We start from the raw sequence: 15,026 nt of genomic DNA, 5'->3' as shown, positions 1-15,026 counted from the left end.
AAGAAGCAGATTACTTCGTCATACTTCCTCGCAATGACGTTTTTGAAGTACTTCTCAATACTAATATCTCAATTCTCAATACTATATATTCCAATATTTTATATGAAACTCAAAAGTTTCTGACTAGCCCTGATTGCAGCGACATCCTCCCGATTTTCTCGGGAGATACAGCGGAAAGCAGGAAATAGCTTCAAATTTTTATTTTTACAGTTAAACAGTAACCAAATCATTTGGCGAAACTGCTACTTTTTTTCCATCGACTAAGATTACTAAATCATCACCTTTTTCAAGTTCGAACGAGGTTCCATCTTGCGTTACGTTGATTTTGAGAATGTGATTTCGGTAGTTGACTTTGAACGAATATCCTTTCCATTGCCAAGGAATTCTAGGTTCAAAAGATAGCGTGTCGTTTTTCATACGCATGCCGCCAAAACCTTCTACAATACTCATCCAAGTTCCTGCCATTGAGGTAATGTGTAAACCTTCTTCGACTTCTTTGTTGTAATCGTCTAAATCGAGTCGCGATGTACGTAAATAGAACGTGTATGCCATGTCCATTTTATCGAGTTTTGCCGCCTGAATGCTGTGTACGCAAGGTGAAAGTGACGATTCGTGAACGGTAAATGGTTCGTAGAAGTTGAAGTGTTTTTCCAATTCTTCTTGTGTAAAATGATCTTCAAAGAAGTAGAAACCTTGTAAGGTGTCTGCTTGTTTGATGTATGGCGAACGCAGGATTCTGTCCCAACTCCATTTTTGATTGATTGGTCGTTGTGACGGATCTAAATCGGCAACACTTACCAAATCTTTGTCTAAGAAACCATCTTGTTGTAAGTATACGCCATATTGTTCGCTGTATGGGAAATACATGTTTTCGGCAACTTCCATCCACGATGAGATTTCTTGTTCGGATAAGCGAACTTTTTGCATGATGCGTTCGTAATCTGCCGTATATTCTTGTCTTACTTTTTCAATGTGTTCGTTGGTAAATTTGATACACCATTGTGCGATATAGTTGGTGTACCAATTGTTGTTTACGTTGTTTTCGTATTCGTTTGGTCCTGTAACGCCAAGAATTACGTATTTGTTTTTTGCTGTAGAGAAACTTGCTCTTTGATGCCAAAAACGTGCAATTCCGATCATAACTTCGAGTCCCATTTCTGGAATGTAGCTGTAATCGCCTGTGTAACGTGTGTAGTTGTAAATAGCAAAGGCAATGGCTCCGTTTCGGTGAATTTCTTCAAAGGTAATTTCCCACTCATTGTGACATTCTTCGCCATTCATCGTTACCATTGGATATAATGCAGCGCCATTGTTGAAACCGAGTTTTTGTGCGTTTTCGATGGCTTTTTCTAAGTGATTGTAGCGATATTGCAATAGGTTTCTAGCAACTTGCTGATCTTTTGTAGTCATGTAAAACGGAATGCAGTACGCTTCCGTGTCCCAATAGGTACTTCCGCCGTATTTTTCGCCTGTGAATCCTTTTGGACCAATGTTGAGACGTGAATCTTTCCCTAAGTAGGTTTGATTGAGTTGAAAGATGTTGAAACGAATTCCTTGTTGTGCTTTTACATCGCCTTCAATGGTTATGTCTGCCATTTCCCAAATTTTCGCCCAAGCTTCTTTTTGGTTTTCTAGCAAGGCATCAAAACCTAATGAAGTTGCTTGTTGTAGCGCTTTTTTGGCAGCAGTAATGAGTTCGTATTTATCATGATTTGTACAAACGGTGTAACCACCATATTTGTGAATGGTTAAGGTTTCGTTTGCTTTTACTTCTTGTGAATAGTGAAACGAAATGTCTGTTGATTTTTGCGAAACATTCGTTGGTAAGTCAATCGATTTGTCGTTTAATTTTAATTCCGTTTGCATGAAGGTACACGCATAGAAATCTGTTTTGAGTGTTTTGGCAACGATAAATGCTTGATTGTTTTCTTCTTTTACTTGAATGGTTTCCCAGAATTTTTCTTCCCAGTTGGCATCTTCATTTTTGATTCCAGCATCTAAATACGGTGTGTATGTTATGGTAGCATCATTGTTGAGTGGTTTTACGCTGTATGCGATGGCACCCACTTCGTCAATATCTAAGCTTAGAAATCGTTTTGCAGTTACTGCTATTTCGATATCATTTTGTAGTGTTGCTTTGAATGTACGTTCGTACCAACCTTCTTTCATGTTAAGTTCGCGACGAAAGTCAGCCACATTTTTACATGCGTTTAGGTCTAGTATTTCATCATTGATTTTCACATTGATTCCAATCCAGTTTGGTGCGTTGAGTACTTTGGCGAAATATTCGGGATATCCGTTTTTCCACCAACCTACTTTTGTTTTATCAGGATAATACACTCCTGCAATGTAACTTCCTTGGAATGTAGCTCCAGAGTAGTATTCTTCAAAATTAGCTCGTTGTCCCATAGCGCCGTTTCCGATGCTAAAGAGACTTTCGGAAGATTTGACACTTTCGGTATCAAATCCTTCTTCGATGATCGACCAGTTGTCTGGTTGTATATAATTCTGATTCATTTTATTTGGGTATTTGATATTTGGTTTTTGGTCTTAGGTTTTGGATTTTTTAACACAAATCCCTATTTCCTAATTCCACATCCCTAAATACCATCATATTTTTATTAATTCGTTTATAAAACTCGTTTGTATTTCGGTAAAATCTTTGAAGACATAATCGGCATGACCTAGTGTTTCTTTTGAACCTATTCCGATAGAGATCATTTCTGCGCTGTTTGCTGCGGTAACGCCTGCAACAGAGTCTTCAAATACAATACAATCTGTTGGTTTTTTGTTTAGTTTTTGAGCGGCAATTAGGAATACTTCTGGATCGGGTTTAGCTTTGCTTACGTCGTTTCCGTCTACAATAGCTTGAAAAACATCGAATAAGTCTACTTTTTGTAGAATTTTGCGTGCGTTTTTGCTTGCGGATCCTAAGGCGATTCCTTGCTGTGTTTCTTGTAAATAGTTGAGTATTTTTGGAACGTCTGGAAGAATTTCTCCAGCGTCCATTTGTGCAATATGCGATAAGTAATTATCGTTTTTCTCTGCCATGTATTTGTTGAACTCGTCTTCGGAGAGTGTTTTATTTCCCCAGTCTAAAATAATTTCTAGTGAACGTACTCTGCTAACTCCTTTGAGTTGTTCGTTTTGTGCTAGCGTGATGTCGAAACCTAGTTCATTGGCAAGCGTTTTCCAAGCTAGGTAATGGTATTTTGCGGTATCGACAATGACACCATCTAAATCGAATATAAATCCTTTATTGTTCATTGATTGCTGTTGTTGCTTCGTCTTTTACTCTAAGCGTTAATATTCCTGCAATAATCATTGATACTCCACCAACAACTAATGCATAAATTGGTTCTTTGTTAAAAAATGTAGTAAGGATAAATCCTAAAATAGAAGCCGCAACGATTTGCGGAATTACAATAAAGAAGTTGAAAACTCCCATGTAATAACCCATTTTAGAAGCTGGTAATGAACCTGTAAGCATTGCATATGGAATTGATAAGATACTAGCCCATGCAATTCCTACACCAATCATAGATATTAATAAATAATCTGGATCTGTGATGAAGAAGTAAGAGATCAATCCTAATCCTCCCAATGTAAGACAAATAAGATGTGTTACTTTTCTATTGGTGTATTTTGCTAATACGGGAAGTAAGAATGCAACAATGGCGGCTACTAAAAACTTGATTCCCATGAGGAAACCAACCCAATCGGCGCCTTCATTGTATAGTTTTGAAGTTGTTTCAACTGTTTTATAAATGTGACTGGTAACACCTGAAGTTGCATAAATCCACATAGAAAACATTGCAAACCATGAGAAAAACTGAACAAAAGCTAATTGTTTCATTGTTTCGGGCATTCTCAACAAATCTGTCATAATGTGTACAAATCCGTTGTCTGCTTTTTTACTTCTCAAATAAGATGCTAATAAAAATAGCAAACCAACAATGGCAATTCCAACTGTTAGAATGTATAAATCTTTTTTGAGCTCATAGAATACAATTCCCATTGTACCTAAAAGACCTGCGATCATCATTCCAATACCTACACTCGATTGCTTTTTTCGTGTAACTTCTTGTTGATTTTCCTCATTTGTTGCTTTTTCTTGTTCTTCGAAAGCTTCAAATTCTTCTGGTGAATATTCTTTAGAACGTAGCACTGTCCATAAAACAGCTAATAAAAAAGCTGCTGCTCCAAAGTAAAAAGAATATTTTACAGTGTCAGGAATGACACCATCTGGTGCTTCACTACTTATGTTTAGCCAATTAGAAAATACATATGGTAATGATGAGCCTACAAATCCACCAATACCAATAAAAAAGCTCTGCATGGCAAAACCTAGCGTACGTTGTTTTTCGGGTAAATTGTCTCCAACAAAAGCTCTGAAAGGCTCCATTGAAACATTAATAGATGCATCCATAATCCATAGAACACCTATTGCCATCCATAAAAGAGGAGAGTTTGGCATTAAGCACAAAGCAATAGATGCTAATATTGCTCCTACAAGAAAATAGGGACGTCTTCGTCCTAATTTAGGGTGCCAAGTACGGTCGCTGAAATATCCTATGATAGGTTGTATAACTAGACCAGTTACGGGTGCAGCTAACCAATAGACAGCTAAATCGTCTACTTGTGCTCCTAAGGTTTCAAATATTCTTGAGGTATTGGCATTTTGAAGTGCAAACCCGAATTGTATTCCTAAGAAACCGAAACTCATGTTCCATATTTCCCAGAAACTTAACTTACGCTTTTCCATTATCGTAATGTATTAGTTAGTACTCTATACGATAAGCGCTAAGACTTATCAAAACTTACTTTTTGGGTGAGAGGTAAAAATATAAGTCTTGATTTTTATGCTGTAAATATAGGTGTTTTTTTGAAACAGCCATCATAAAATTATAAATCTCATAGAGATTTTCTTGAAATTTTAACAGTTTCACGCCTGAAAATCACTATGTTATCGTGTAGTGTCACGCTCTATTAATGTGGTATTTATGACTTCTGTTTGATATTTTTCTTCATCAACTAGTTCTTCTAATTTGTCAATTAACATCGTTGCCGATTTCTCGCCCATTTCCACTGCATGCTGACTTATTGTGCTTAATGAAGGAATGGCATGTTTTGATAAAACGCCATCTGTAAAAGCAACAATAGACATGTTTTCTGGAATTTTATATCCTTTATTAATGGCAATTTTCATCGCAGTAATTGCGTAGAGCTCGTTTACGGCAAATATTCCGTCAATCGATTTTTCTTTGTCAAGCAAGGCAGAAATTTCTTTTTCTAAGGTTTCAATCTCAATTTCCTTGTCTTTGTTTTCTTCTACTTTGATAATGAGTGAAGATTTTGGCGTAATTTTATGTTCTTCCAATGCTTCTAGATAGCCTTGTGTTCTGAGCTTTCCGACGTTTACATAATCTTTAGTTGTGATGAGCGCAATGTTTTCGCATCCACTATCAATCAATTTGGCAACTGCTTTTTTAGAGCCTAGTTTATCATCAACCACAACCTTATCACAGGCAATTTCGTTCACAACTCTATCAAACATTACAATTGGCATTCCTTGATTGATGGTTTCATAAAAATGATGGTAATCTTGTAAGAGTAACGTTTCTTTAGCAACTGACAAGATAAATCCGTCAATACTACCGTTGGCAAGCATTTCAATGTTAATTACTTCTTTATCAAACGATTCATTCGACAATCCAATAATAACATTATAACCTCTATTGTTGGCTTCTTTTTCAATGCCGCTAATCACTTTGGAGAAAAAGTGATGCACAATTTCAGGAATAATGACACCAATGGTTTTGGTTCGCTTATTTTTTAAACTTAAGGCAATATTATTTGGGCGGTAATTATAAAGTTTTGCAAACGCTTGCACTTTGCTTCTGGTGTCTAAACTTATTTCTTTACTATTCCTTAAAGCTTTCGAAACAGTTGATACTGAAACGTCTAATTCTTTGGCTATTTGTTTGAGAGTTACTTTTCGCTTCATAAGGGTTTATTATAAGATCAATAATTAAAGCTACGAATTTTTATTTTTTTGTTAAAAATACACTGTTTTAATTGGATAAAACCTAATGTTTACAAAAGTTTTCAACACGAAAACGTTTGCGTAGTACCAAAAGTTATGCCTAGATTTTGATTTACTTAAATTTTACATAGTTTTAACATCGAGAGGTGAAAATATAAGAGTATTTAATCAAAAATAACACGGATTTTGTCAAAAAAAATTCAGAAATAATTGGAAAAAATACGTGATTATTTTACGACAATTTTGAAAATAAAAACTAAACAAATGAAGAAAATGCAAAAATTTATTTTGTTTTTGGCTTTTTTAATTCCCATCGGAATGCTTGCCCAAACAAAAGTGACAGGTGTTGTTACTGAGCAATCTACAGGCACTCCATTATTAGGAGTAAATGTAGTTCTTAAAGGTACATCTACTGGAACCACAACCGATTTTGATGGTAAGTATCAAATAACTGCTACGAATGGTCAAACCATCGTATTCACGTATGTGGGCTACAAAACTCAGGAAATTCCGTATACAGGACAAGCTACTGTAAATGTAGCACTAGAAGAAGATGCCTCTACACTTGATGAGGTTGTCGTAGTAGGATATGGTTCTGCTGTAAAGAAAGATGTAACTGGAGCTGTTGAATCGGTAACGTCAGAAGACTTTAATGGTGGAGCAATCGTTTCTCCTGAACAATTAATTGCTGGTAAAACTGCCGGAGTACAAGTAACACCACCAAGTGGAGCACCAGGTTCTGGTTCTGCTATCAAAATTAGAGGTGGAGTTTCTTCGTTATCTGCGAGTTCTGCTCCTTTAATTGTAGTTGATGGAGTTCCGTTAGATCAAGGAAATAGTGGATTAAATTACATCAACGCCAATGATATTGAGTCATTCACAGTATTAAAAGATGCCTCTGCAGCTTCTATCTACGGATCGAGAGCAACAGGTGGTGTTATTTTAATTACGACTAAGACAGGAAAATCTGGTCAGTTAAACTTTAACGTAAACCATTACACTTCAGTTGGAAATAATGTAAATGAAGTAGATGTATTATCATCAACACAGTTTAGAGACTTGGTATTGGCAAACGGAAACGCAAATCAAATAAGTGATTTAGGGAATTCAAGTACTGATTGGCAAGATCAAATTTATAGAGGTTCTTTAACAACAGATACAAACGTAACTGTTTCTGGAGGTTTTGACAATTCGAACTTCAGAGCTTCTATTGGATATGTAAGCCAAGAAGGAACATTGAGAAACTCTAAAGTTAATCGTTGGACAGGTTCTGTTAAATTTATTCAACGATTATTAGACGACGATTTAAGAATTGAAGCAAATGTATTAGGTGCATTGATAGATGATACTTTTGGAAATCAAGGTGCCATTGGAGCAGCCGTTTCTTTTGATCCTACGCAATCTGTATTTGACCCGAATAGTCCTTTTGGCGGATATACGGAAAATGTGAACAACGACGGTTCTATCAACACAATTGCTGTTCGTAACCCAGTTGCTTTGCTAGAATTATATAGCAATACAGCAGATACAAAAAGAAGTACAGGAAGTTTAAAAATTGACTATACATTACCATTCTTTAGAGATTTGAAATTAACAGCAAAAGGTGGTTATGATTATTTTGAAGTAGACGGAAACTTAGTCATTCCTGCAACTGCTGCTTCAAACTCTAATACAGATGGTTTAATTGGAACAAATAGTACATTAAACAGAAGTAGACTATTAGACTTATATGCAAACTATAAGAAAGATATTGAAAGCATTAAAAGTACGATCGACTTAACTGTTGGTCACTCGTTCCAAAGTTTCTACAGATCAAACCGATTTCTAAATACACCTGGAGTTGGACAAGTTACAGGCAACGTTTTTAAAACAGAAAATGCTTTAGAATCATATTTTGGTAGACTGAACTTTGCATACGATAACAAATACTTAGTGACTTTAAATCTTAGAAATGATAGTTCATCTCGTTTAAATCCAGATGATCGTTCTGACTTCTTTGGAGGAGTTTCTGTTGGATGGAACATTATCGATGAAAACTTCATGAAAGATTCAAAAGTATTCTCTCAATTAAAACTTAGAGCTGGATACGGAGAAACTGGACAGCAAGAATTTGGTCAAGACTACGGATACATTCCACGTTACACAACAGGAGATGGACAAGTACAATACCAATTTGGGTATAACTCAGATGGATCACCACGATTTGTAACAACAATTCGTCCAGAAGAATATGATGAAAACTTACGTTGGGAACGTTCAAAAACAATCAACCTTGGTTTAGACTTTGGGTTTTTCAACGATCGTTTAACAGGTTCGGTAGAAGTATATGAGCGTAAAGTAGAAGACTTAATCAACTTTATTCCAGTACCAGCAGGAACAAACTTATCAAACGCTTTGTTTACAAATGTTGGTAACTTAGAAAATAGAGGTCTGGAAATCAACTTGAATGCTGCCATCGTTGAAAATGAAAACTTCTCATGGAATACCAACTTCAATGTTTCATTCTTTGACAACGAAATCACAAAACTATTCTTAACAGACGATCCAACATCACCAGGATCTCCAACAGGAGGAATTGCAGGTGGAGTAGGTAACACAATTCAAATCAACTCTGTTGGGTATGAAGCAAACTCTTTCTTTGTATATAAACAAATATATGATGCAAATGGTGCGCCAATTGAAGGAGCGTATGTAGATATTAACGGTGATGGAGTAGTTGATACAGATGACAGATACAGATATAAAAGCCCAAATCCAGATGCCGTATTAGGTTTCAATTCTAACATGCAATACGGTAATTTTGACTTTAGTTTTACAATGAGAGCAAGTTTAGGTAACTTTGCATATAATAATGTAGCGTCTAACACAGGAAATGTACAATCATTATTCGGTGCAAACTCTATCAATAATGTAAACTCATCAATTCTTGATACAGGATTCCAAAATCAGCAACTATTCTCTGATTACTACGTGCAAGATGCTTCTTTCTTAAAATTAGACAACCTAACAATAGGTTACAGTCTTGATAACGTCTTTAAAGACGTACGCATGAGAGTGTATGCAACAGGACAAAACCTATTTGTAATTACTGATTACGATGGATTAGATCCTGAAATCAATGGAGGAATTGACAACAACTTCTATCCAAGATCAAGAAACATATTAATGGGAATCAATTTGAACTTATAATAAGTAATACCAAATACACACAATGATGAAAACAATGAGAAAACAATCAAATCGTATAGGTATTGTACTGCTATTGCTAGTGGCAAGCATAGGATTCACGTCTTGTGAAAGCGAACTAGACTTAGAACCAATAGTAGAACAGTCAGCAGCAGATGTATTTGACGATCCTGCAGCATACGAACAATTCCTTGCAAGAATATATGCAGGTTTTGTAGTGAGTGGACAACAAGGTCCAGCAGGTAATCCTGATATTACAGGAATTGACGAAGGGTTTTCAAACTACTTAAGACAATATTGGAAACACCAACAATTAACTACAGATGAAGCATTAATTGCTTGGAATGACGGAACAATTCATGACCTTAACTGGCAAGTATGGACGCCAGCCAATGAATTTATCACAGCAATGTATAACAGAATTTATTTTCAGATTTCAATCTCAAATGAATTTTTAAGAGCAACTGCAGATGTACCAGAATCAGAATTCTTACCAGCAGCTTATAAAGCTGAGGTTCGTTTCTTAAGAGCGTTAAGCTACTGGCACGCAATCGATATGTTCGGAAATGTTCCTTTTGTAACTGAAGAAGATCCTATTGGAGCATTCTTACCAGTACAAGGAAGCAGACAAGAAGTATTTGACTTTATTGTAGCTGAATTAAACGAAATTGAGCCAATAATGATCGATGCACGCCAAAACGTTTACGGACGCGCAGACAAAGCAGCCGTTTGGATGTTATTGGCAAAACTACACTTAAATGCAGAAGTGTATACAGGAACAGATCAAAGTGCACAAGCAATTCCGTACTTAGAAAACATTATTAGTGCAGGTTACATGCTTCATGATGACTACGACGAATTGTTCTTAGCAGACAATGACACCAACGGAGCGCAAAACGAAATGATTTTCTCTTTCAACTCTGATGGATTAAATACTCAAGGATTCGGAGCAATGACATTCTTAGTTCATGCACCAGTTGGAGGAAACATGAGTGCAGCAGAATTCGGTATCAACGGAGGTTGGGGCGGAATCAGAACAACCAAAGCATTGGTAAATCAATTTCCTAATGGAGCTTCATCTGTTGATGACAGAGCAAACTTCTTTACAGATGGACAAGAATTAGAAATTGCAGATGTATTCAACTTTAATGATGGATATGCTGTTGAAAAATACAAAAATGTAACAAGTGAAGGAGTACCAGGATCTGATGCTTCAGGAGACTTTATCGATACAGATTTCCCAGTATTCCGTTTAGCAGACGCGTACTTAATGTATGCAGAAGCTGTAAAAAGAAGCGGAACAGGCGATCAAGGATTGGCCGTACAATACGTAAACTTAGTAAGACAACGTTCTAATGCAAACCCAATTGGTGGATTCTCTGAAATTACAGATGAATTCTTATTATCAGAACGTTCAAGAGAACTCCACTGGGAAGCACACAGAAGAACAGATTTAATTCGCTTCGGGCAATTCTCAGATCAAGGTATATGGCCATGGAAAGGAAATGTTGAAAATGGAACAACAACAGAATCATTCAGAGATTTATTCCCAATTCCATCTACAGATATTACTGCAAACCCTAACTTAACTCAAAACCCAGGTTATTAAAAAAATTCACAAATGAAAAAATTAAATAAAATATCAGCAGGCTTTTTAGCAATCGTAGCCTTTGTTGGATTCAACGCGTGTAGCGATGATGACAACCTAATCATTGCTTCTCCTCAAGGTGGACCAGAATTACGAACTCCTGCATCAGGAACGGCTTTAATCTTAAATGCTGATAATGCTCAAGATGTAGCAACTACACTTGTGTGGGATGATGCAGATTATGATACACAAACAGCTGTAACATACGATGTAGAAATTGCTCTAGGCGGAACAGAATTTGCAGCACCAGTTAATGCGGGTTCTACAAATGAAAGATTTCTTTCTTGGACACACACGCAATTAAATGATGCGGCAATAGGATTAGGATTAAGTCCATTTATAGCTGGAGATGTAGACGTTCGTATTGTTTCTTCTATCGGAACACAAGATGCTCAACAACAAGTTTCGGAAGTACTTACAATTAGCGTAACTCCATACACAACTTCATTACCAAAAATTGCGGTTCCAGGAAATCACCAAGGATGGGATCCAGGAACAGCACCAAGATTGGCAGCTTCTGATTTTGGAGCTTCTGATTATGAAGGATATGTTTGGTTAGAAACAGAATACAAATTTGTTGCTCCAGATGACGCAGGAAACTTTGCTTGGGGTAACTTAGATTGGGGAGATGATGGAAGCTTCTCAGGAATATTAACAGATGACGGAGAATCTAACGTACCAGCAACGCCAGGATACTACTTATTACAAGTAGATACTGAAAACCTAACATACAGTGCAACTCAGTATTCAAACTGGGGACTTATCGGATCAGGAACACCAACAGGTTGGGACAGTGATAACGATATGACGTATGATCCAGCAACGCAAACATTCTCTATTACAATTGATTTAACTGCAGACGAAATCAAATTCAGAGCAAACGACGGTTGGGATTGGAACTACGGAGATACAGGAGCTGATGGAAAATTGAATCCAGGAGGAGACAATATTGCCGTTCCAGCAGCAGGAAACTACACAGTAGTCTTAGACCTAAGCAATCCAAGAGAATATACATATACATTGACACTTAATTAATTCAACGATCAATCAAAAAGGCTGTAACAATTAGTTACAGCCTTTTTTATCTTATACAAGAAAGCATTTAAATAATAGCTATGAAATAGGTTGTGTAGCAAAATCACGCAACATATTCCATCTGAAAAAAAAGAAACAGATGAAAAAAAAATTACACATATTATGTTTATTGTTTGCAAGTATTGCGTTTGGTCAAGTAACCATTACGCCATCACCTTTTGAGGTAAACCAATCAATAACGATTACAGTAGATATTAATAGTTCGGCAACAGACTGCGACGGAATCAACAATCCAAATAAAGTATACTTGCATTCTGGAGTTGGAACAGACGCCAATCCTTGGACGTATGTTGTTGGAAATTGGGGACAAGATGATGGTGTAGGAGAAATGACCGATATGGGCGGCGGATTATGGCAAATTACTCTTGTTCCAGAAACATACTACGGATTAACTAGCGCTCAAGCTGCCACCATTACAAAAATGGGAATGGTTTTTCGTAATGAAAACGGAGGACAAGAGCTAAAAGCAACAGGTTGTAACGATTTCTTCTTTGATGTAGGAGCGTTTCAATCAACATTAGTAACGCCAGATGATGGAAGTACAACCATTTTAGCCTCAGGTTCAAACCTTACTATCACAGCAAACAACACAGGTGGAAGTGCAACGTATGTACTAAAAGCAAACGGAGCAACCATCAATTCAAACAGTGGTACTTCATATTCATACACAGATACAAACATCACTGAAAATAAAAACTACGCATTAGAAGTTACACTTAGCGGAACAACAATTACCAAAAACTTTAATGTTATCATCAACCCTGGAACGGTTACAGAATCATTACCAGCAGGCTTAGAAGACGGAATTAACTACAACGCCGACACATCAAAAGCAACGTTGGTGTTAGATGCGCCAAACAAAGACTTTGTATACATTGCAGGAAGTTTTAACAACTGGCAACCTGACGGAAGCTACGCAATGAAAAAAGATGGAACTACAGGAAAATTCTGGTTGGAAATCAGTGGATTAACGCCAGGACAAAACTACACCTATCAATATTGGGTAATTGACGAAACGCCAATAGCGAATTCACCATCGTTAGTAAAAACAGCAGATCCATATTCTACATTAGTATTATCGCCTTTTGACGATCCTTTTATTCCTGCATCAACATATCCAAACCTTCCAACTTATCCTGCGGGACAAGAACGTGAAGTAACGGTATTACAAACAGGACAAACACCTTACAATTGGCAAGTACAAAACTTTACAAAACCAAAGAAAGAAGACCTAATCGTATACGAAGTATTAATTCGTGATTTTGATGCCGATAGAAATTATCAAAACTTAATTGATCGTATCGATTACTTCAAAAACTTAAACATAAATGCCATTCAGTTAATGCCAATCATGGAATTTGAAGGCAATGAAAGTTGGGGATACAACACGTCTTTCCATTTAGCTTTAGACAAATACTACGGAACGGCAGACAAATTCAAAGAATTCGTAGACTTATGTCATCAAAACGGAATTGCCGTAATCTTAGATGTAGCTTTAAATCATGCTTTCGGAAGAAACCCAATGGTGCGTATGTGGATGAACGATCCTGACAATGATGGTTGGGGAGAACCAAGCTCAGAAAATCCATACTTCAATCAAGTAGCAACACACAGTTACAGTGTTGGTTCTGACTTTAATCACCAACAATCAAGAACGCAATATTACACAGAACGCGTGGTAAAACATTGGATTGAAGAATATAAAATTGATGGTTTCCGTTGGGATTTAACCAAAGGATTCACACAAGAATGTACTGCCAGCGACGAAGGTTGTACCAACGGTTACCGAAACGATCGTGTGGCTATTTTAAAACAATACGCTGACTATTCTTGGAGTTTGGATGATACACATTATGTGATCTTTGAACATTTAGGACAAGACAACGAAGAAAAAGAATGGGCAGATTATCGTTTAGGTGAAGGTAAAGGAATAATGATGTGGGGAAAAATGACCGATCAGTACAACCAATTAACAATGGGTTATGCATCAAATGCAGATATTTCTCGTATGGGACACAACAGTAGAGGTTTTAACGGACCTAGACTCATCGGTTATGCAGAAAGTCATGATGAAGAACGATTAATGTACAGAAACCTACAATTTGGAAACACCGCATTATCGTCTCACAACGTACAAGATTTAAACACGGCATTATCAAGAATGTCTGCGCTAGGCGCAGCGTCATTGACAATTCCAGGTCCAAAAATGATTTGGCATTTTGGTGCTTTAGGAATGGAGAACTCTATCTTTACTTGCAACAACGGAACAGTAAATACACCAAGCGATCCAGCGCCTGGCGATTGTAAATTAGATACCAAACCACAACCACAATGGACAGATAACTGGTTGGCAGATGCAAACCGAGCAAAAATCTATAACGATTGGGCGCGTATCATCAACCTAAAAGTTGCAGAACCTGTATTTGAAGGAAACTATTCTATAAGTCCTTATATTAATGACATTCGACAACGTATTTATATTTGGGATGACAATATTCCTGCAACAGATTTAAAGAATGTAGTGATTTTGTGTAATTTCTCTGTAGCAGATTTAACAATTGTTCCAGACTTTCCATATAATGGTGTTTGGTACGACTTAATGGACGAAACAGGCGCAACTAGCATCTTAGTAACCAATACGGCAGATCCAATTGCAATTCCTGCGGGACAATTTAGAATCTTTGGAAATCAGCAATCAATTTTAAGTACAGAAGAATTTCAAAATACAACAAGCACAATTTCATTATATCCAAATCCTGCTTCCGACAGTTTTAAACTAGACAAAAACGTACAAGAAGTTCAGATTTACGATATTACTGGAAAGCAAATCAAAACATTTGAAGGTAGTTTTGCTGCCGGACATACATTTGATGTTTCAGAATTAACAAACGCTTTATACTTGGTAAAAATAGTTTCTAACAAAGGAACAGCAACCAAACGCTTGTTGATAGAATAACATTTTTTTCTAATGAATGAATCGGCTATATTATTATTTGACTAAACTTGTTCGTAGCTTGTGTATTATCAATAAAATAAGAAGAAAATGTTTTT

8 protein-coding genes are annotated in these 15,026 nt (G+C 36.6%); 4 read left to right on the top strand and 4 right to left on the bottom strand.

The annotated features are described in order from the left end of the window. Window positions 1-210: 210 nt before the first annotated feature. From KAOT1_RS14775 to KAOT1_RS14760, 4 genes are all read right to left on the bottom strand, one after another. Window positions 211-2,517, bottom strand: coding sequence for a glycoside hydrolase family 65 protein (locus tag KAOT1_RS14775; protein ID WP_007095658.1), 2,307 nt, complete (start codon window positions 2,515-2,517; stop codon window positions 211-213). A 93-nt stretch (window positions 2,518-2,610) separates the two neighbouring features. After that, window positions 2,611-3,267, bottom strand: coding sequence for a beta-phosphoglucomutase (gene pgmB, locus KAOT1_RS14770; RefSeq protein ID WP_007095657.1), 657 nt, complete (start codon window positions 3,265-3,267; stop codon window positions 2,611-2,613). After that, a complete protein-coding gene (locus KAOT1_RS14765) occupies window positions 3,257-4,765 on the bottom strand; it encodes an MFS transporter (protein WP_007095656.1) in 1,509 nt (502 codons plus the stop codon). Before KAOT1_RS14765 ends, pgmB begins: the two co-directional genes overlap by 11 nt. Window positions 4,766-4,966: 201 nt before the next feature. Further along, complete coding sequence (locus KAOT1_RS14760; protein WP_007095655.1) at window positions 4,967-6,007, bottom strand: LacI family DNA-binding transcriptional regulator; 1,041 nt, start codon at window positions 6,005-6,007, stop codon at window positions 4,967-4,969. Window positions 6,008-6,310: 303 nt separating this feature from the next. Between KAOT1_RS14760 and KAOT1_RS14755 the strand changes: the two genes are divergently transcribed. The 4 genes from KAOT1_RS14755 to KAOT1_RS14740 all read left to right on the top strand — a co-directional run bounded on the left by KAOT1_RS14755 (window position 6,311) and on the right by KAOT1_RS14740 (window position 14,931). Continuing rightward, window positions 6,311-9,235, top strand: coding sequence for a SusC/RagA family TonB-linked outer membrane protein (locus KAOT1_RS14755; protein ID WP_007095654.1), 2,925 nt, complete (start codon window positions 6,311-6,313; stop codon window positions 9,233-9,235). Between the two features lie 25 nt (window positions 9,236-9,260). Next, window positions 9,261-10,841, top strand: coding sequence for a RagB/SusD family nutrient uptake outer membrane protein (locus KAOT1_RS14750; RefSeq protein WP_007095653.1), 1,581 nt, complete (start codon window positions 9,261-9,263; stop codon window positions 10,839-10,841). Between the two features lie 12 nt (window positions 10,842-10,853). Further along, entirely contained in the window at window positions 10,854-11,915 is a 1,062-nt protein-coding gene (locus KAOT1_RS14745; RefSeq protein ID WP_007095652.1) for a SusE domain-containing protein, read from the top strand. Between the two features lie 139 nt (window positions 11,916-12,054). Beyond that, entirely contained in the window at window positions 12,055-14,931 is a 2,877-nt protein-coding gene (locus KAOT1_RS14740; protein ID WP_007095651.1) for an alpha-amylase family glycosyl hydrolase, read from the top strand. The last annotated feature ends 95 nt before the right edge of the window (window positions 14,932-15,026 follow it).

The organism is Kordia algicida OT-1 (assembly GCF_000154725.1).
Classification (GTDB): Bacteria; Bacteroidota; Bacteroidia; order Flavobacteriales; family Flavobacteriaceae; genus Kordia; species Kordia algicida.
This window is presented reverse-complemented; position numbering and strand designations above follow the sequence as displayed.

Excerpts from the sequence above, each read along its gene's own strand:
- KAOT1_RS14775 (WP_007095658.1), bottom strand. The coding sequence starts at position 2,517 with ATGAATCAGAATTATATACAACCAGACAACTGGTCGATCATCGAAGAA.
- pgmB (WP_007095657.1), bottom strand. The coding sequence starts at position 3,267 with ATGAACAATAAAGGATTTATATTCGATTTAGATGGTGTCATTGTCGAT.
- KAOT1_RS14765 (WP_007095656.1), bottom strand. The coding sequence starts at position 4,765 with ATGGAAAAGCGTAAGTTAAGTTTCTGGGAAATATGGAACATGAGTTTC.
- KAOT1_RS14760 (WP_007095655.1), bottom strand. The coding sequence starts at position 6,007 with ATGAAGCGAAAAGTAACTCTCAAACAAATAGCCAAAGAATTAGACGTT.
- KAOT1_RS14755 (WP_007095654.1), top strand. The coding sequence starts at position 6,311 with ATGAAGAAAATGCAAAAATTTATTTTGTTTTTGGCTTTTTTAATTCCC.
- KAOT1_RS14750 (WP_007095653.1), top strand. The coding sequence starts at position 9,261 with ATGAAAACAATGAGAAAACAATCAAATCGTATAGGTATTGTACTGCTA.
- KAOT1_RS14745 (WP_007095652.1), top strand. The coding sequence starts at position 10,854 with ATGAAAAAATTAAATAAAATATCAGCAGGCTTTTTAGCAATCGTAGCC.
- KAOT1_RS14740 (WP_007095651.1), top strand. The coding sequence starts at position 12,055 with ATGAAAAAAAAATTACACATATTATGTTTATTGTTTGCAAGTATTGCG.